18 protein-coding genes are annotated in these 19,095 nt (G+C 64.5%); 16 read left to right on the top strand and 2 right to left on the bottom strand.

The annotated features are described in order from the left end of the window. The first annotated feature begins 41 nt into the window (after positions 1-41). The 5 genes from B2W22_RS19060 to B2W22_RS19040 all read left to right on the top strand — a co-directional run bounded on the left by B2W22_RS19060 (position 42) and on the right by B2W22_RS19040 (position 3,760). Positions 42-494: an acyl-CoA thioesterase gene (locus B2W22_RS19060; RefSeq protein ID WP_414631983.1), complete on the top strand. Its 453-nt coding sequence runs from the start codon at positions 42-44 to the stop codon at positions 492-494. A gap of 285 nt (positions 495-779) precedes the next feature. Continuing rightward, positions 780-1,478: a CoA transferase subunit A gene (locus B2W22_RS19055; protein WP_175122922.1), complete on the top strand. Its 699-nt coding sequence runs from the start codon at positions 780-782 to the stop codon at positions 1,476-1,478. Positions 1,479-1,490: 12 nt separating this feature from the next. Continuing rightward, on the top strand, positions 1,491-2,144 hold the full coding sequence (locus B2W22_RS19050) for a CoA transferase subunit B (RefSeq protein ID WP_056567942.1): 654 nt from the start codon (positions 1,491-1,493) through the stop codon (positions 2,142-2,144). Positions 2,145-2,360: 216 nt separating this feature from the next. Beyond that, positions 2,361-3,377: a PAAR domain-containing protein gene (locus B2W22_RS19045; protein ID WP_286939182.1), complete on the top strand. Its 1,017-nt coding sequence runs from the start codon at positions 2,361-2,363 to the stop codon at positions 3,375-3,377. After that, positions 3,353-3,760, top strand: a complete 408-nt coding sequence (locus B2W22_RS19040; protein ID WP_286939180.1) for a hypothetical protein — start codon at positions 3,353-3,355, stop codon at positions 3,758-3,760. Before B2W22_RS19045 ends, B2W22_RS19040 begins: the two co-directional genes overlap by 25 nt. Before the next feature lie 30 nt (positions 3,761-3,790). Here the strand turns inward: B2W22_RS19040 and B2W22_RS19035 are convergent, their stop codons facing one another. Beyond that, entirely contained in the window at positions 3,791-4,252 is a 462-nt protein-coding gene (locus B2W22_RS19035; protein WP_175122919.1) for a GNAT family N-acetyltransferase, read from the bottom strand. 202 nt (positions 4,253-4,454) lie between these two features. On the opposite strand from B2W22_RS19035, the gene B2W22_RS19030 reads away from it, so the two are divergent. The 9 genes from B2W22_RS19030 to B2W22_RS18990 all read left to right on the top strand — a co-directional run bounded on the left by B2W22_RS19030 (position 4,455) and on the right by B2W22_RS18990 (position 15,645). After that, on the top strand, positions 4,455-5,330 hold the full coding sequence (locus tag B2W22_RS19030; RefSeq protein WP_175122918.1) for a MurR/RpiR family transcriptional regulator: 876 nt from the start codon (positions 4,455-4,457) through the stop codon (positions 5,328-5,330). Further along, on the top strand, positions 5,327-6,307 hold the full coding sequence (locus B2W22_RS19025; RefSeq protein ID WP_286939177.1) for an isoaspartyl peptidase/L-asparaginase family protein: 981 nt from the start codon (positions 5,327-5,329) through the stop codon (positions 6,305-6,307). Before B2W22_RS19030 ends, B2W22_RS19025 begins: the two co-directional genes overlap by 4 nt. 44 nt (positions 6,308-6,351) lie before the next feature. Beyond that, positions 6,352-8,238, top strand: coding sequence for a dipeptide ABC transporter ATP-binding protein (locus B2W22_RS19020; protein ID WP_286939175.1), 1,887 nt, complete (start codon positions 6,352-6,354; stop codon positions 8,236-8,238). Between the two features lie 37 nt (positions 8,239-8,275). Beyond that, positions 8,276-9,829, top strand: a complete 1,554-nt coding sequence (gene gsiB, locus B2W22_RS19015) for a glutathione ABC transporter substrate-binding protein GsiB (RefSeq protein ID WP_175122915.1) — start codon at positions 8,276-8,278, stop codon at positions 9,827-9,829. 89 nt (positions 9,830-9,918) lie between these two features. After that, positions 9,919-10,839, top strand: a complete 921-nt coding sequence (gene gsiC / locus B2W22_RS19010) for a glutathione ABC transporter permease GsiC (protein WP_056322028.1) — start codon at positions 9,919-9,921, stop codon at positions 10,837-10,839. A 7-nt stretch (positions 10,840-10,846) separates the two neighbouring features. After that, entirely contained in the window at positions 10,847-11,746 is a 900-nt protein-coding gene (gene gsiD, locus B2W22_RS19005; protein ID WP_175122914.1) for a glutathione ABC transporter permease GsiD, read from the top strand. A gap of 145 nt (positions 11,747-11,891) precedes the next feature. Further along, positions 11,892-12,986 carry a P1 family peptidase gene (locus B2W22_RS19000; protein ID WP_286939173.1) on the top strand — a complete coding sequence of 365 codons (1,095 nt, stop codon included), beginning with the start codon at positions 11,892-11,894 and terminating at the stop codon, positions 12,984-12,986. A 20-nt stretch (positions 12,987-13,006) separates the two neighbouring features. Next, positions 13,007-13,840, top strand: coding sequence for a M55 family metallopeptidase (locus B2W22_RS18995; protein ID WP_175122912.1), 834 nt, complete (start codon positions 13,007-13,009; stop codon positions 13,838-13,840). 14 nt (positions 13,841-13,854) lie between these two features. After that, entirely contained in the window at positions 13,855-15,645 is a 1,791-nt protein-coding gene (locus B2W22_RS18990; RefSeq protein WP_175184266.1) for an aminopeptidase P family protein, read from the top strand. 90 nt (positions 15,646-15,735) lie between these two features. Here B2W22_RS18990 and B2W22_RS18985 read toward each other — a convergent pair whose 3' ends face one another. Beyond that, on the bottom strand, positions 15,736-16,734 hold the full coding sequence (locus tag B2W22_RS18985) for a hypothetical protein (RefSeq protein ID WP_175184267.1): 999 nt from the start codon (positions 16,732-16,734) through the stop codon (positions 15,736-15,738). 220 nt (positions 16,735-16,954) lie between these two features. On the opposite strand from B2W22_RS18985, the gene B2W22_RS18980 reads away from it, so the two are divergent. Both B2W22_RS18980 and B2W22_RS18975 read left to right on the top strand, forming a co-directional pair. Then, the gene (locus B2W22_RS18980) at positions 16,955-18,607 is read left to right on the top strand and encodes a CTP synthase (RefSeq protein WP_175122909.1); all 1,653 of its coding nucleotides are present in this window, start codon (positions 16,955-16,957) and stop codon (positions 18,605-18,607) included. A 203-nt stretch (positions 18,608-18,810) separates the two neighbouring features. Beyond that, positions 18,811-19,095 (top strand): DUF1330 domain-containing protein, encoded by a 285-nt coding sequence (locus B2W22_RS18975; RefSeq protein WP_056322046.1) that lies wholly within the window; start codon positions 18,811-18,813, stop codon positions 19,093-19,095.

The raw sequence follows: 19,095 nt of genomic DNA, 5'->3' as shown, positions 1-19,095 counted from the left end.
GTCCTGTACCCCTTCGCATTTCTTTTAGCCTTCAGGAGTTATTGGTGAACCCGGACAACCTGTCTGCGCGGCTGCTTTCGGTGGGCGACACCCATCAGCTCGAATTGCCCTTGCGCTGGGGCGATTCAGACGCCTTGAACCATCTGAACAACACGCTGTATTTCCGCCTCATGGAAGAGGCTCGCATGCGGATTCTGTATAACGCGGGCTTCAAGCTGCCGGCCGACGATGGCGCGATCCTGGCGCACGCGTCGTGCGATTTCCTGCGTCCGCTGACGTATCCGGCCACCGTCCGTGTGACGCATAAGGTGACGCGCATCGGCCGCTCCAGCGCCGAATTCGAGCTGCTGCTCGAGAAGGTCGGTGACGACGCGGGCCCCTATGCGCGCGGCCGGAATGTGCTGGTATGGATGGATTACGTGGCCAATACGTCCGCGCCGTGGCCGCCTGAAGTCCTGGCCCAAATGGCCACGCAGTTCACGCCGGCCCAATGAGCATGCGCGGCCGCGGGCCGCGCACCGGCCAAAATAGCGCGTGCTTTGACCGGTCATGTCGGTAAAATCTAGCGCAAAATCAGAAAAGCAATGAGGGCGCGCCACCCTCGGCGCCACCGCTTCACGGAAATCGGGCCTCGCCGCGATGCCCGCGTAGCCTGCGCCAACAGCCGCGCCCCAAGGAACGACTGGGCTTGTCCCGATTCCCCAATTTTTCCGGGACCCGTGCGCGGGTAGCGGCGGGGCGGGCTCACTTTGGTTAGACCTTAACTAGGAGTTGGAGCGATGGACAAGGTTTATGCAAGCGCCCAGGAGGCGCTGGCAGGCATCGTCAAGGACGGTCAGATGATCGCCGTGGGCGGTTTCGGCCTGTGCGGTATTCCCGAGGCGCTGATCGCCGCACTGCGCGATTCGGGCGTCAAGGATCTCACCTGCATCAGCAACAACGCGGGCGTCGACGGTTTTGGCCTGGGCCAGCTGCTCAACACGCGCCAGGTGCGCAAGATGATCGCGTCCTACGTCGGCGAGAACAAGGAATTCGAACGCCAGTATCTGTCGGGCGAACTCGAGCTTGAATTCACGCCGCAGGGCACGCTGGCCGAAAAGCTGCGCGCCGGCGGCGCCGGCATTCCGGCGTTCTTCACCCGCACCGGTGTGGGCACCATCGTGGCCGAGGGCAAGGAAATCCGCGAGTTCGACGGCCATCAGTACGTGATGGAGCGTTCGCTGGTGCCGGACGTGTCGCTGGTCAAGGCGCACATCGCCGACCGCAGCGGCAACCTGGTGTTCCGCAAGACCGCGCGCAACTTCAATCCGAACGTCGCCATGGCGGGCAAGTTCACGGTCGTCGAGGTCGAACAGATCGTCGACACCGGCAGCCTGGACCCGGATCAGATCCATCTGCCCGGCATCTATGTGCAACGGATCGTGGTGAACGCCACGCCCGAAAAGCGCATCGAACAACGCACCACTCGCCCGGCCTAAGGAGAAGACGACATGGCATGGTCCCGCGATGAAATGGCGGCACGCGCCGCGCGCGAGCTGCAAGACGGCTTTTATGTGAACCTGGGCATCGGCCTGCCCACGCTGGTCGCCAACCACGTCCCCGCAGGCGTGGAAGTGTGGCTGCAATCCGAAAACGGCCTGCTGGGCATCGGCCCGTTCCCCACCGACGATCAGGTCGACGCCGACCTCATCAACGCCGGCAAGCAGACGGTCACGACGCTGCCCGGCTCGTCGATCTTCTCGTCGGCCGACTCGTTCGCGATGATCCGCGGCGGCAAGATCAACCTGGCGATCCTGGGCGCGATGCAGGTCTCCGAAAAAGGCGATCTGGCCAACTGGATGATCCCGGGCAAGATGGTCAAGGGCATGGGCGGCGCAATGGACCTGGTGGCCGGCGTCGGCCGCGTGGTCGTGCTGATGGAACACGTCGCCAAGAAGAAGGACGGCTCGGAAGACATCAAGCTGCTGCCCGAATGCAACCTCCCGCTGACCGGCGTGGGCGTGGTTGACCTCATCATCACCGACCTGGGCGTGATGGAAGTCACCGAAAACGGCCTGAAGCTGCTGGAAACGGCGCCCGGCGTGACGGTGGACGAGATCAAGTCCAAGACGGCGGCGAAGCTGGACGTGTCGGCGGTGCAGTAGGCCGCACCCGCTTCACCTTGCATGAACTGACCCCCGAAGGTTGGACGAGATCCGGCCTTCGGGGGTCTTTTTGCGTGGCGAGGCGACTGTCCGCCAATCTCCCCGCACCGTCAAAGGCTGGGCTATTTCACGACTGTGGTTTCCGACTTTTCTGATTGATTGGTGGTCTGCGATACGTAGACTCAAGCGCACCCGAAAAATGTCAGGAGCCGCAGCATGGCAGGACGCGCCGTTGTTCGAATCGGCGACAAGACATCGCACGGGGGGACCGTGACGCAGGGGTTCCCCCAGTACACGATCGAGGGCAGGGCCGCTGCGGGAATGGGCCACCTGGTGGCCTGTCCGCAGTGCAAGGGCACGTATCCCATCGTCGAAGGTGTTTCCAGCTTCATCGTCGATGATGGTCTTGTGGCAATTGAAGGCATGAAGACAGCCTGCGGCGCCACGCTGATCGCCAGTCAGGACATAGCGGTGCTGGATCCCGGACCGGGTGATATCGCGCGGACATCGTCCAATACCGGTCTGTTGGCTAATAGCCTGCGCGAGCCCGGCTGCACCCATGCCGACACGGCTGTGCCGCTGGCCGAGTTCATCGTACGGGAGATGAAGACCAATCCCTTCTCCAGGCAGGGACGCGAGATCCATGATGCCAACCACTACGACTTCAAGGCGTACAACGAAGACTGGGAGCGTGCTGCGTGGTACACGAAGCTCTCAGGACGGAATACCTACGCGCAAATGCTGGCCGAGAAGAAGCTGCACGCTTACGTGCTTTTCGCGGATATCATCGGGCCGAACCGCCCCTGGGACCACAAGCCTGCACTGCGACAAATGCTGGGCGAACACTTCAATATCGGCTGGCAAAAGTACGGCGACTTCGACTACTACTTTGACATCTGGTCCAACATCCACTTCGGTTACGTGGGAATTGCACTAGGATTTACCGCTGCCGAGCTGATCAAGGGGGCGGGCTTGGCGCAGGCCGCACTTGATGTCTGGAAGCGGAAACCGCAACAGAATCACCCGCAGAATGGCCCGTGGCCGGCAAGCGCGGACGACGTGACGGATCACATTTCCATCAAGCTGGGAATCGATCTATATGGGACAGCCAAGCCTCATGAACTGACGGCCAACATGCTTCTCCACCGTGTCAGCGCCGTGCCTCTACCCTGGGGGTATGGAAAGGATGTCGCGAAAGAACCGCACACATGCAGAAGAGAGCCAAAAAATTAACGGCGCCCCGTGGCGTCAGAGTGGCTGCAATACTTCTATGTGCAGCGCCGATTTTCTGGGTGCTTTTCCTGTACTTTTGCAGGCCCGTGGTCGCTTTGCACTACGCGGAGGATGCCCAAGCCGACCTTCTTGTCTTTTTCAATGACAATCACGACACGACCCGATTTCTCCTGGCTCCCGGGCAGTCTGTGTCATCACCGACCGCGATGTTCCCGGCATCTGATATGTGGATGCTGATCTCAACCCCACGCGAGAAGGGCGACACCCTGGAGATCACCAAACCGTTTAGCAGAATCGACGTTTACTTCGCCACGGGCGGAAAAATCGATCGTACGGAAATCCGCCATGGCTTCTTTGCGCGGTTTCTTGAGCCCGGCGGCTGATGCGATGACCGCAGAATGTGTTTCGGCGGTTCAGGCCGATTCGCTCAGCAGCATCCCCACATGCGGGATGCCGTCCTCCATGTATTCCTCAGTCACCGGCACAAAGCCGTGGCCGCCGTAATAGCCTTTGAGCCGCGCCTGCGCGCCCAAATAAACCGGCTGACCCGGCCACAACCGCTGCACTTCTTCCTTTGCGCGGCGCATCAGCTCATGCCCCAACCCTGTTCCACGCGCGGCCGGGGCGGTGATCACGCGGCCGATAATGGCGCGGCCGTCATTCAGGGCCGGCTCCAGTAGGCGGCAATAGGCCACCAATTCGCCCTCGTGCCACGCCATGAGGTGTTCGGTCTGCCCCTTGAGATCCTTGCCGTCCATGTCCAGAAACACGCAATTCTGTTCCACCACGAATACCTCGGAACGTAGCCGCAGGATGGCGTAAAGCTCGGCGGGGGTCAGATCGGCGTGGGGCTTGCAGGTCCAGGCGGGCGTCATGCGTGTCATTCCAGATATCGGGACAAGGTGGGCAATTCTGTAAGGGCACCAAGCGTAACGCAACCCGGCCCCGATTTTTCGACCCGGACTGTTACATATATTCACGGGTATACCCTTAGTATGAAAATCTATTTTCTTAACTAAAATTTGTGTGTAAACAGATTTACATAAACCCGCCGCCTGATTTCCACCACGCTGTTCGATGACCAAGTCCGCCATTACGATCGCTGATCGGATCGCCCGGGCCCAGCCCGCGCTGAGCCGGACCCAGCACAAGATGGCCGAGTACGTGCTGGCGCATCAATTCCGCGTCGCCACCATGACCATCGACGAGTTCGCGGTGGCAGTGGGCGTGTCGGTGGCCACCGCCAACCGGTTTGCGCGTGCCCTGGATCTGCCGGGTTACCCGCAATTCCGTGCCGAGCTGGCGCGCGGCTTTGAAGCCGCGCTGGAACCGGTCGAAAAACTGCGCACCGAACTAGCCCACTCTGCCAGCGCCGTCCAGATCTTCGCCGCGACGCTCGAAGAAGACATTCGCAACGCGCAGCGCAACCTGCAGGCCCTGGATTCGGACGCCTGTGAAAAGGCGGTCGACACGATCCTGGCCGCCGAACGCGTTTTCATCATCGGTTTCGGCGCCAGCGGGTTCCTCGCGGGCCTCTTGCAGCGCGGCCTGTGCATGCACCTGCATTCCGTCGAGTCGCTGGCCGGTCCCGGCGGCGTGTCGCACGCGGCGCGGCAGATGTCGCGCATGACCAGCAAAGACCTGGTGATCGCCATCGGCTTTCCGCGCTATCTGGCCGACACCGTGACGCTGGCCGGCGCGGCCAAGCAGGCCGGCGTGCCGGTGCTGGTGCTGACGGACAAGCCCACGTCGCCGCTGGCGCCCACGGCCTCCGTCGTGCTGTATGCCTTCTCGGCACGCCAGCTCATTCCCAATTCCGAAACCGCCGCGCTCGGGCTCATTGAAGCCTTGTCCGCGGCGGTGGCCTATCGCGCCAAAAATTCCGTCGCGGCCGCCGCTGGGGTGACCCAGTCCGTCATGCCGTGGCTCATACATGGAGTAGGTAAACGATGATTCAGCCCGTGATTGCCATTCACGGCGGCGCCGGCGCGATGTCCCGCGCGGCCATGTCTCCCGAGAAAGAACAGGAATACCTGGCGGCCCTGGAGTCCATCCTGACCGCCGGCCAAGCCGTGCTGGCCAAGGGCGGCAGCGCCCTGGACGCCGTCACCGAGGCCGTGCGCCTGCTCGAGGATTGCCCGCTGTTCAACGCCGGCCACGGCGCCGTGTTCACCAGCGCCGGCACCCATGAGCTGGACGCCGCCATCATGGACGGCGCGACGCTGCGTTCCGGCGCCATCGCCAATGTGAACCGCGTGCGCAATCCGATCTTTGCCGCGCGCAAGGTCATGGAAAACAGCAAGCACGTCTTCTTCGTGGGCGAGGGCGCCGAAGCCTTCGCCACTCAGGAAGGCGTGGAACTTGTCGACCCGTCGTATTTTTCGACCGAAGCCCGCCGCGAGCAGCTGCTGCGCGTGCAGCGCGAATCGCCGGACGCCGCCGTGCTGGATCACGACGGCCAGGCCATGGTCGCGCGCGGCCAGCCTGCACCGGCCGATCCGCTGGACGCCGACAAGAAGTTCGGCACCGTGGGCGCCGTGGCTGTCGATGCGCAGGGCAACCTGGCGGCTGCCACCTCCACCGGCGGCATCACCAACAAACAGGTCGGCCGCGTGGGCGATGCGCCCCTGATCGGCGCCGGCACCTATGCCAGCAACAAGACCTGCGCCGTGTCCACCACGGGCACGGGCGAAATGTTCATCCGCATGGTTGCCGCGTACGACGTGGCGGCCCAGATGGAGTACTGCGGCGCCTCGCTGGAAACGGCGGCGGACCGCGTCGTGATGGAAAAACTGCCCACCATCGGCGGCAAGGGCGGCCTCGTGGCCGTCGACGCCCAGGGCAATGTGGCCTTGCCGTTCAACACGGAAGGCATGTACCGGGGTTACGCCCGCGTTGGCGAAAAGCCGGTGACCGCCATCTACCGATGAGCGGCGGGTTTGGATCAGTAGGTTTATTTTGGGAATGAGAAGAGATGGTTGATCGCGCAAACAGCCTGGCGCTGCCGGATAACCGCGTGGTCCAGGTCGACGACCTGACGGTGCGCTTCGTGGGTTCCGAGCGTACGGTCGAAGCCGTGCGCAACCTGTCGTTCCATGTGGACCGGGGCGAAACCCTGGCCATCGTGGGCGAATCGGGTTCCGGCAAATCGGTGACGTCGCTGGCGCTGATGCGTCTGGTGGAACACGGCGGCGGCCGCATCGCCCAGGGTCGCATGGCCCTGCGCCGCCGCAACGGTTCCGTGATCGACCTGGCCAATTCCAGCCAGCGCGTCATGCGTGACGTGCGCGGCGCCGACATGGCGATGATTTTCCAGGAGCCGATGACCTCCTTGAACCCGGTGTTCACGGCTGGCGACCAGATCGCCGAATCGATCCGTGAGCACCAGGGCATGGACGGCGCCTCGGCGCGCGCCGAGGCGCTGCGCATGCTGGAACAGGTCCGCATTCCCGAAGCCAAGTCGGTGCTGGACCGCTACCCCCATCAACTGTCGGGCGGCATGCGCCAGCGCGTCATGATCGCCATGGCGCTGGCCTGCAAGCCGGCGCTGCTGATCGCCGACGAACCGACCACCGCCCTGGACGTGACCATCCAGGCGCAGATCCTGCAGCTCATCCGCCAGCTCCAGGAAGAAATGCACATGGGCGTGGTGTTCATCACCCACGACATGGGCGTGGTGGCCGAAGTGGCCGACCGCGTGCTGGTGATGTTCCGCGGCGACAAGGTCGAGGAAGGCCCGTCGGACCAGGTGTTCGCCGCGCCCCAGCACAGCTACACGAAGGCGTTGCTGTCGGCCGTGCCGAAGCTGGGCGCCATGCAGGGCACGGACCTGCCCGCGCGCTTCCCGCTGCTGCAGGTGGAAGGCAAGGCCCAGCCCGTGGCCGAGCCCGGCATCGTCAGCACGCAGGAAGTGCCCAACGCCAAGCGCGAACCCATCCTGAGCGTGCGCAACCTGGTGACGCGTTTTGACCTGCGCGGCGGCATCCTGAGCCGCGTGCAGCGCCGTGTGCACGCCGTGGAAAAGGTCAGCTTCGACCTGTACCCCGGCGAGACGCTGTCGCTGGTCGGCGAGTCCGGCTGCGGCAAGTCCACGACGGGCCGCTCGCTGCTGCGCTTGGTGGAAAGCCAGGGCGGCGAGATCCGCTTCGGCGGCCGCGACATCGTGCGTCTGAAGAACAACGAACTGCAATCCCTGCGCCGCGACATCCAGTTCGTGTTCCAGGACCCGTTTGCGTCGCTGGATCCGCGCGTGACCGTGGGTTTCTCGATCATGGAGCCGCTGCTGGTGCACGGCGTGGCCAAGGGCAAGGATGCCGAGCGCCGCGTCGCCGAACTGCTCGAACGCGTGGGCCTGCCGCCGGAAATGGCGCAGCGCTATCCGCACGAATTCTCGGGCGGCCAGCGCCAGCGCATCTGCATCGCACGTGCCCTGGCTCTGAACCCGAAGGTCGTGATCGCGGACGAATCGGTGTCGGCACTCGATGTGTCGATCCAGGCGCAGATCGTGAACCTGCTGATCGACCTGCAGCGCGACATGGGCATTTCGTTCCTGTTCATCTCGCACGACATGGCCGTGGTCGAACGCGTCAGCCACCGCGTGGCGGTGATGTACCTGGGCCAGATCGTCGAAATTGGCCCGCGCCGCGCCATCTTCGAGAATCCGCAGCACCCGTACACCAAGAAGCTGATGTCCGCCGTGCCGATCGCCGATCCGGCGCGCCGTCACCTGAAGCGCACCTTGCTGTCCGATGAAATCCCCAGCCCGATCCGCAAACTGAACGACGAACCGGTGGTGCAGCCGCTGGTTCAGGTCGGTACGGATCATTTTGTAGCCCGCCATCCCGTCGGCGGCGCGTATTGACTCAGTAGTTGACCTTTTTTTGGAACCAGGAGTTGCAATGATGAAAGTTCTGCGCCCCACCAAGCTGATGGCCGCTGCCGCGCTGGCCTTCGGCGTGCTCACCGCGCCGATGGCCCACGCCGCCAAGGACGTGACGTTTGCCGTTTCCATCGCGCTGGAAACGCTGGACCCGTACAACACGAACAGCACGCTGAACCAGGCGGCTGGCAAGGCCTACTACGAAGGCCTGTTCGAATTCGACAAGGACCTGAAGGTTCAGAAGGTGCTGGCGACCGATTACACGGTCAGCGAAGACGGCCTGGTCTACACCTTCAAGCTGCGTCCCGGCGTGAAGTTCCATGACGGCACCGACTTCAACGCCGAAGCGGTCAAGGTCAACTTCGACCGTCCGGCCAATCCGGACAACCGCCTGTCGCGCTACATCCAGTTCAGCGTCATCGAAAAGACCGAAGTGGTCGACCCGATGACCGTCAAGATCACGCTGAAGAAGCCGTTCTCGGCCTTCATCAACGCGCTGGCTCATCCGGCCGCCATGATGATCTCGCCGGCCGCCCTGGCCAAGTACGGCAAGGAAATCGGTTTCCACCCGGTTGGCACGGGCCCGTTCGAATTCGTCGAATGGAAGCCGGCCGAATACCTGAAGGTCAAGAAGTTCGACGGTTACTGGAAGAAGGGCTACCCGAAGGTCGACACGCTGACCTTCCGCACCGTGACCGACAACAACACCCGCGCCGCCGTGGTGCAGACGGGTGAAGCGCACTTTGCCTTCCCGGTGCCGTTCGAGCAGGCCGCCGTGCTGAAGAAGAACGACAAGCTGGACGTGGTCGATCACAAGAACTCGATCATGGCCCGCTACCTGTCGATGAACACGCAGCAAAAGCCGTTCGACAACGTCAAGGTGCGTGAAGCCATCAACTATGCCATCAACAAGGACGCCCTGGCCAAGGTCGCGTTCTCGGGCTACGCCACCGTCATCGACGGCGTCGTGCCGCAAGGCGTGGACTACGCGCACAAGATCGGCGCATGGCCCTACGACATCAAGAAGGCCAAGGCCCTGCTGGCCGAAGCCGGCTACCCCAACGGCTTCGAAAGCACGCTGTGGTCCGCCTATAACGACGGCACCTCGGTGAAGGTCGTTCAGTTCCTGCAGCAACAGCTCGCCCAGGTCGGCATCAAGGTTTCCGTGGAAGTCCTGGAATCCGGCCAGCGCGTGCAGCGCGTCCAACAGGTGCAAAAGCCTGAAGACGCCAAGGTCCGCATGTACTACGCCGGCTGGTCGTCCTCGACCGGTGAAGCCGACTGGGGCCTGCGTCCGCTGCTGACCACCGCCGCGTTCCCGCCGGTGCTGAACAACGTGTCGTACTACTCGAACAAGTCGGTTGACGAAGGCGTCCAGCAAGCGCTGGCCACCACGGACCGCGAGAAGAAGACCGAGATCTACAAGAACGTTCAGGAAACCATCTGGAAGGACGCCCCGTGGGCCTTCCTGGTGACCCAGAACAACCTGTACGTCAAGTCGAAGAACCTGTCGGGCGTGTACGTTGAGCCGGACACCTCGTTCTGGTTCGGCGACATCGACCTGAAGCAGTAAACCAAGCAGTAACTCTTGGGGCCTTCGGGCCCTTGTAAGGCCACATACGGCGGGGACGCGGTGTCCCCGCCGATGTTGCAGGAATTTCAATGCTGACCTACATCGTCAAACGTCTTCTGGGCATGATCCCCACGCTGCTGCTGGTAGCGGTGGTCGTGTTCCTGTTTGTGCACATGCTTCCGGGCGACCCGGCACGGCTGGCCGCTGGCCCCGAGGCCGACCAGCAAACCGTCGAGCTCGTGCGCAAGGAACTTGGGCTGGATCTGCCCCTGCCGCAGCAGTTCGTGCGCTACTTCAGCCACATGCTGCAGGGCGACCTCGGGACCTCGCTGCGCACCAAGCGCCCCGTCTCGACCGAAATCGCCGACCGTTTCATGCCCACCCTGTGGCTCACCCTTGCGAGCATGGTGTGGTCAGTCGGCTTCGGCATGATCATCGGCATCGTGTCGGCGGTATGGCGCAATCGCTGGCCTGACCGTCTCGGCATGACGCTGGCGGTGTCCGGCATCTCGTTCCCCGCGTTCGCGCTGGGCATGATGCTGATGCAGATCTTCTCGGTGAACCTGGGCTGGCTCCCCACCGTGGGCGCATCGACCTGGCAACACTACATTCTTCCTTCCATCACGCTGGGCGCCGCGGTGGCTGCCGTGATGGCGCGTTTCACGCGGGCCTCGTTCGTCGAAGTCGTGCAGGAAGACTTCGTGCGCACCGCCCGCGCCAAGGGCTTGTCCGAGCGCCGCGTGATCATCAAGCACGCGCTGCGCAATGCGCTGATTCCCGTCGTGACCATGATGGGCCTGCAGTTCGGCTTCCTGCTGGGCGGCTCGATCGTGGTCGAGACCGTGTTCAACTGGCCCGGCCTTGGCCGCCTGCTGGTGGACGCCGTGACCCAGCGCGACTATCCGGTGATCCAGGGCCTCGTGCTGCTGTTCTCGCTGGAATTCATCCTGATCAACCTGATTGTCGACGTGCTCTATGGCGTCATCAATCCCAGCATCCGTTACAAGTGAGGCGGCCATGAGCAATACGACACCCGCCGCGACCATCGCCGCCGTCCCCAAGAACGACGTGCGCACGCCCGCCACCGAGTTCTGGCGCAAGTTCAAGAAGCAGAAGCTTGCGGTCGGCGCCGGCCTCTTCGTCCTGCTGCTGGTCATCGTCGCGGCCTTTGCGCCGTGGATCGTGCCGTTCGATCCGGAGAACTTCTTCGACTATGACGCGCTGAACGCCGGTCCGTCGCTGACGCACTGGCTGGGCGTGGATTCGCTGGGCCGCGACATCTTCAGCCGCATCGTCATGGGCGCGCGCATCTCGCTGGCCGCTGGCTTCCTGTCGGTCGCCATGGGCGCCATCGTCGGCACCTTCATGGGTCTGATGGCCGGCTACTACGAAGGCTGGTGGGAACGCATCACGATGCGTATCTCTGACGTGCTGCTGGCGTTCCCCGGCATGCTGCTGGCCATCGGCGTGGTCGCCATCCTGGGTTCCAGCATGGTCAACGTGATCGTGGCTGTGGCCGTGTTCAGCGTGCCCGCGTTTGCCCGCCTGGTGCGCGGCAACACGCTGTCGATCAAGCAGATGACGTACGTCGAAGCCGTCAAGAGCGTGGGCGCGTCCGACTGGACGATCATCATGCGCCACATCCTGCCCGGCACGATCTCGCCGATCGTGGTGTACGGCACGATGCGGATCGGCACCTCGATCATCACGGCCGCCAGCCTGTCGTTCCTGGGCATGGGCGCTTCGCCTCCCACGCCGGAGTGGGGCGCAATGCTGAACGAAGCGCGCGCCGACATGGTCATCGCACCGCACGTCGCGATCTTCCCGGCGCTGGCGATCTTCCTGACGGTGCTGGCGTTCAACCTGCTGGGCGACGGCCTGCGCGACGCGCTCGATCCCAAGATCGACCGCAAGTAAACCTGCCGCCGGGCCTCTTGCGAGGGCCGGCGTGGAGGGCGATTTTTCCGCCGCCGCCTCCGTCCGCCACGCGCCTGCCAGCGCGTGCCCCGGACCCAGGGTGGCGGCGTTTTGCATTCTGGAGCGTGGCGACACGTAGACGAACATGGACAAACAAGCGCTGGACATTCCGCGTATCGGCGTACTGCCGTCGGGGCCGCTGGGCTCGATCTGCGACGTGGGTGACGTCACCGTTGGCCATTGCACGCTGGCCGAGGGCCCGCTGCAGACCGGCGTGACCGTCGTGCGCACGCATGGCGGCGATGCCTTTCTGGACAAGACGCCGGCCGCGGCCACCGTGCTGAACGGCTTCGGCAAAAGCACCGGCCTGGTTCAGGTGCAGGAACTGGGCGTGCTGGAAACGCCGATCGGGCTGACCAACACGTTCGGCGTGGGCACCGTGGCCAATGCGCAGATCCGCGCCGCGGTCGCGGCCAATCCCGGCATCGGCCGCGGCATGGCGACCGTGAATCCGCTGGTCTTCGAGTGCAACGACGGGTTCCTGAACGACATCCAGGCGATGGCGGTCCAGGAATCGCATTACGCCGACGCGCTGACCGCCGCCGGCAAGCGATTCGCGCAGGGCGCCGTTGGCGCCGGCCGGGGCATGTCCAGCTTTTCGTTCAAGGGCGGCATCGGCTCGGCTTCGCGCGTTGCGCGGATCAAGGACGGACCGCAGTACACCGTGGGCGCGCTGGTGCTTTCCAACTTCGGCCGTTTGCCCAACCTGACGGTGGCGGGCAGGCCGTTTGGCCGCCGGCTGGCGGACCAGCTTGACGGCAAGCTGGCGCAGCAAGGCGAAAACGCGGTGATCGCGCCCGAGAAGGGATCGATCATCCTGCTGGTGGCCACCGACGCGCCGCTCGATTCTCGGCAGTTGCGCCGGCTGTCGCTGCGCGCGGGCGCGGGGCTGGCGCGCACCGGCTCGGTGTTCGGCCACGGCAGCGGCGACATTGCGCTGGCGTTTTCGACGGCATACACGATTCCGCAGCTCGCCGAGTCGCCCATGCCCGCGATCGCCATGTTGCACGAGGCCCGCATCGATCCGCTCTTCGAGGCCGCCGCCGAAGCCTGCGAACAGGCCATCATTGCCGCGCTGTGGCACGCCGAAAGCGTGACCGGGCGCGACGGGAACCACCGCGATTGCATCCGCCACGCCGCGCCCGATTGGCGCCAGTGGCTCTCCGACACCGAACTCTGAACACTTTCAAGGCCCCTTTCATGAAGATCCTGATTTCCACCGATATCGAAGGCGTCGCCGGCGTCTTCCATCCCGAGCAGGTCCGCGCCGGCAATGGCGAATACGAGCGCGCGCGCGCCTGGATGACCGCCGAGGCCAACGCGGCCGTGCAGGGCGCCATTGCGGGCGGCGCCGAAGAGATTCTGGTCAACGATTCGCACGGCGGCTTTCGCAACCTGCTGCCCGACGGCCTGGACGAGCGCGCCCGACTGGTGCTGGGCAAGCCGCGCTACCTGGGCATGATGGGCGGGCTGGAAGAAGCGTGCGACGCCGTCTTCATGATCGGCTACCACTCGCGCTCGCAGGGGCGCGGCATCCTGGCCCACACCATCAACAGCTTCGCGTTCGCCCGCGTCGTCATCAACGGCATGGAGCTGGGCGAAGCGGGCCTGTACGGCGCGCTGGCCGGCGAACTGGGCGTGCCCGTCATCCTGGGCACCGGCGACGATGTGTTTATCGCGGAAACCCGCGATACGTTCCCCGGCGCCGAATGGGTGCAGACCAAAGTCGCGCACGGGCAGGGCAGCGGCGTAACGCTGTCGCCCGCCGCGTCACGCCGCGCGATTGCTGCGGCCGCCGAAACCGCCGTGCGCAACTTCAAGCGCGGCGGCGACAAGAAAGCCGTTCCTTTCGTCATTCCCGCGCCTATAGAATGCCGGTTGCAGACGCAGAGCGCGGCACTGGCCGACCTGTTCTGCATGTGGCCCACGCTCGAACGCGTGGACGGCGTCACCTTGCGATTCACCACGGATAGCATGCAGTCCGCCATCCGTACGCTGAACAGCCTGGGCGCCATGTCTTTCATGTTGCGCTAAGGATCCCATCTCCCATGTCTAGCACCGACGCCCGTATTGCCCAATTGCGGCAGGCCATGAGCCGCCGCGGTCTGACCGCCTACGTCGTACCTTCCTCGGACCCGCACCTGTCCGAATACCTGCCGGCCCGCTGGCAAGGGCGGCGCTGGCTGTCGGGTTTCACGGGCTCGGTGGGCACGCTGGTGGTCACAGCGGACTTCGCTGGTCTGTGGGTGGACAGCCGCTACTGGGTGCAGGCCGAAGCGCAGCTCGCCGGCACCGGCGTGCAGCTGATGAAGATTGCGCTGGCATCGACGCCTGGCCATGTCGACTGGCTGGCCGCCAATACCGGCGCGGGCGACGTCATCGGCGTGGACGGCGCGGTGCTGGGCCTGGGCGCCTTCCGCGCCTTGTCGGCTGCAGCGGCAACGTCCGGCGCCGTGCTGGAAATCCGCGAAGACCTGCTGGACGAAGTCTGGAACGACCGCGCCGGCCTGCCGGACGCCAAAATTTATGAACACGTGGCGCCCGAAGCCTGCGTGACGCGCGCAGACAAGCTGGCGCAGGTGCGCGACGCGATGCGCAAGCACGGCGCGGACGTGCATTTCATCTGCACGCTCGACGACATCGCCTGGCTGTTCAACCTGCGCGGCGCGGACGTGGACTACAACCCCGTCTTCGTCGGCCATGCGCTGATCGGCCTGGATCACGCCACGCTGTTCGTGGCCGATGGCAAGATCGACGACGACCTGCGCGCCACTCTGGCCGCGGACGGTGTCGAAGTGGCGGACTATGCCCAGGCGGCGGATGCGCTGGCTTCGCTGGAACAGGATCAGAAGCTGCTGATCGATCCGGTCCGCGTCACCTGCGGCGTTTTCCATGCCATGGACCCGGCCGTGCCGCGCGTGGAAGCCATCAACCCGTCCACGCTGCTCAAGTCGCGCAAGACCGACGCAGAGCTGGCCAACGTGCGCCAGGCGATGGCGCAGGACGGCGCCGCGCTGTGCGAATTCTTCGCCTGGTTCGAAGGCGCGCTGGGCAAGGAAACCATTACCGAACTGACCATCGACGAGCAGATCACGGCCGCCCGCGCGCGCCGTCCCGCCTACGTCTGCCCCAGCTTCGCCACCATCGCGGGCTTCAATGCCAACGGCGCGATGCCGCATTACCGCGCCACGCCCGAATCGCACGCCACGATCGAGGGCGACGGCCTGTTGCTCATCGACTCGGGCGGCCAGTACCGTGGCGGCACCACCGACATCACGCGCGTGGTGGCGGTTGGCACGCCCAGCGCGGACCAGAAGGTCGACTTCACGCTGGTGCTCAAGGGCATGATCGCGCTGTCGCGCACATCGTTCCCGCGCGGCACGCCGTCGCCCATGCTGGACGCCATCGCGCGTGCGCCCATCTGGGAAGGCGGCGCGGAGTACGGACACGGCACGGGTCACGGCGTGGGCTATTTCCTGAACGTGCACGAAGGCCCGCAGGTCATCTCGTATCGCGCGATGCCGGGCCCGCACACGGCCATGGAACCCGGCATGATCACGTCCAACGAGCCGGGCATCTACCGTCCGGGCCGCTGGGGCGTGCGCATCGAGAACCTGGTTGCCAACCGCAGCTGGCTGACCTCGGAGCTGGGCGAATTCCTGTGCTTCGAAACGCTGACGATGTGCCCGATCGACACGCGCTGCATCGAGCCTTCGCTGATGCGCGAGGACGAGATCGACTGGCTGAACGACTATCACAAGACGGTGTTCGAACGCCTGTCGCCGCTGGTCGAGGGTGAGGCGCTGGCGTGGTTGACGCTGCGTTGCGCAGCGATCTGACGTTGCATTGATGCCGGCGGCGCCCGGCGCAAAGCAGAAAGGCCACGACGCATGACGCCGTGGCCTTTTTTTCATGGCGCGCGGTTGAGGCTATCGCACGGACCCGCCTTGATTGCGGTAGAGCAGGCGCGTGGCCACCAGGCAACCCAGCGACAGCAATGCGCCGTAGGCCAGCAGCACCAGCGCGGCGGACGCCGGTGATTGGGCGGCCCATGCCAACTGCTCCCAGGTCATGGACTTGAGGATGATGAGACCGGCGCCCAGGCCCAGCACCTGCGCGAACCAGAACGCAAGGCTGCCCAGCGCCACGGCCCGGCCGGTGCCGGCGTATTCAAAGGCGCGGGGTAGCAGCTTCAGGCACACGATCGTGACCAGCGCCAGCAGCGCGACTGGCAATACCCAATAGCCCAGCGCGTACTCGGCCCATCCCGCTTCCAGCGTCTGCATCTGCAGAAAGCCGCCGAGCATGATGGAGAAGCTGGTCTGCCAGATCAGGACGGTCAGGCCGCAAATCCATGCCACATGCCGCCGCGTCAGCGTAAGGCCGGCGCCGGGGCCGGTGGGCCCTGCCGTCCACGCGGCAATGCGCAACGCCACCCAGATGCCGACGACCTCCAGCACGATCGTGACGGCGCGGATCATCAGGTTGATCGCGATGGACCGGCCCACGATGCCCAGACCAAACACTTCCTCGAGCCAGGAGCCGCTCTTGAACGTGCCGATCATGAGCACGTTCTGTGCAATGCCGACGCCGCTGGACAGGCACAGCGTGTAGAGCGCCTGCAGGGCCAGGAACGTAGCCAGCATCCTGCCGGGCTGATTCACGGTCGCGGCATCGTGCCGGGCGAGCCACTGGCGCGTCGTGCACCAGGCGGTCAGGCCCACGACCAGCAGGGTCGACACCAGGGTGGCCAGCAGCGGGGCCAGCACCGGCGGCTGCATGTAGCTCGCGCGGATCTGGTCGCCGTAGGGCAACGGCGTCATCAACGTGTAGGCCTGCACCAGCACGGAATAAGCCAGCCGCAGCAGAACGGCGGCGACAGCGATGCGCCAGGCAAGGGAATAGGCAGGACGGGTGGAGTCGGTCATCAGCGCGAGGGTGAAGAACGGAGGGCGCTGCCGGGAAGGCGGCGGTCGAAAAATAGGGAGCGACCATAGCACGTGCGCGCGGCGCGGCTCGCAGCGTTGCCTTGCCGAGTGCAGCCAATTGTTACCCGCACGGCGCTAGGGGAAAACCCAAACAAGTCGCGTCGCCCGGCTATAATCCAAATTTCCCGCACGCGCCCGCTCGTCCCGGGTGCTCATTACGATGACCAAATACGTATTTGTCACCGGCGGTGTGGTGTCTTCCCTGGGCAAGGGCATCGCCGCTGCGTCGCTTGCTGCCATTCTCGAGTCGCGTGGTTTGCAGGTCACCATGCTGAAGCTCGACCCCTACATCAACGTCGATCCGGGCACGATGAGCCCCTTCCAGCACGGTGAAGTGTTCGTCACTGAAGACGGCGCCGAAACCGACCTGGACCTGGGCCACTACGAGCGCTTCATTTCCGCTCGCATGCACAAGGTGAACAACTTCACCACCGGCCAGATCTACGAATCCGTGCTGCGCAAGGAGCGCCGTGGCGACTACCTGGGCAAGACCGTCCAGGTGATTCCCCACATCACGAACGAAATCCAGGACTTCATCGCCCGTGGCGCCGAAGCCGGCTGGAATGGCAACACCGATGTTGCCATCGTCGAAATCGGCGGCACGGTCGGCGACATCGAGTCGCTGCCGTTCCTCGAGGCCGCCCGCCAGATGAGCCTGCGCATGGGCCGCAACAACGCGGCCTTCGTGCACCTGACGCTGGTGCCCTTCATCGCCTCCGCCGGCGAACTGAAGACCAAGCCCACGCAGCACTCGGTGCAGAAACTGCGCGAAATCGGCATCTACCCGAACGCGCTGCTGTGCCGCGCCGACCGCCGTATTCCGGACGACGAGCGCGCCAAGATCTCGATGTTCTCGAACGTGCCCCTGGACGCGGTCATTTCCGTCTGGGACGCCGACTCCATCTACAAGATCCCCGCCATGCTGCACAAGCAAGGCGTGGACAACATCGTCTGCGAAGCCCTGGGCCTGACCCCGCCGCCGGCCGACCTGTCCATGTGGGACAACCTGGTCGAAGCGCTGGAACACCCCGAGCACCAGCTCACCATCGGCATGGTCGGCAAGTACGTCGACCTGACCGAGTCGTACAAGTCGCTGACGGAAGCCCTGGTTCACGCCGGGATCCACACGCGCTCGAAGATCAACATCGAGTACATCGACTCGGAAGACATCGAAACCCGCGGCACCGACCAGTTGAAGCACCTGGACGCCATTCTGGTTCCGGGCGGCTTCGGCAAGCGCGGCACCGAAGGCAAGATCGCCGCCATCCGCTACGCCCGTGAAAACGGCGTGCCGTACCTGGGCATCTGCCTGGGCATGCAGCTGGCGGTCATCGAATTCGCCCGTCACGTCGCCGGCCTGGGCGGCGCCAACAGCACCGAATTCGATCCCTCCGCACCGCACCCGGTGGTTGCACTCATCACCGAGTGGATGGACCGCGAAGGCAAGGTCGAAAAGCGCGACAACTCGTCCGACCTGGGCGGCACCATGCGCAAGGGCGCGCAACGCGTGCCGATCAAGGCCGGCACCCGCGCGCAGACCATCTATGGCGACGAAGTGAACGAACGTCACCGTCACCGCTACGAGGTCAACAACGTCTACGTGCCGCGCCTGGAAGAAGCCGGCATGGTGATCAGCGCCCGCACGCCGACCGAGAACCTGCCCGAAATGATGGAACTGCCCAACCACCCGTGGTTCGTCGGCGTCCAGTTCCACCCGGAGTTCACGTCCACCCCGCGCGACGGCCATCCGCTGTTCTCCAGCTACATCCGCGCCGCCATCGAGCAGAAGGCTCGCCGCGGCCAGGAGGCCTGATGCGCGTCCGCGGTCCTGAGTTCCGTAAGCGGATCCTCGGGGCCGCGGGCCGTTTCCCCAGCGCCGCCCTATACGGCGGCGCTTCTTTCGGATACAACCGATTAGCATCGGATATGCGTCGCCCGTGCGCCTTGCGCGACACTGGCGGCGGCGTTGTATCCGGCGTCAGCCCCCAACCAACGCAACTGCTCTGAAGGAACCCCATGAGTGCTTATCTCATCGCCGACGTCAAAGTGACCAAGCCTGCGCAGTACGAGGACTACAAGCGTCTGTCCACGCTCGCGATGCGCGCGTACGATGCCAAGATCCTGGTGCGCGGCGGCGAATCCAAGCACCTTGAGGGGCGTGAACCCGGCCGTACCGTCGTCATGGAATTTCCGTCCATGGCCGCGGCGCAGGCGTTCTACGATTCCTGGCAGTACCGCCGTGCCCGCAATGCCCGCGAAGGCGCGGCCGTCATGAATATGTTTATCGTTCAGGGAATGTAA

This window comes from Achromobacter sp. UBA4530 (assembly GCF_002388205.1).
GTDB lineage: Bacteria > Pseudomonadota > Gammaproteobacteria > Burkholderiales > Burkholderiaceae_B > Achromobacter > Achromobacter animicus.
Note: the sequence above shows the minus strand (reverse complement) of the source record. Positions and strands in the feature narration are given on the sequence as shown.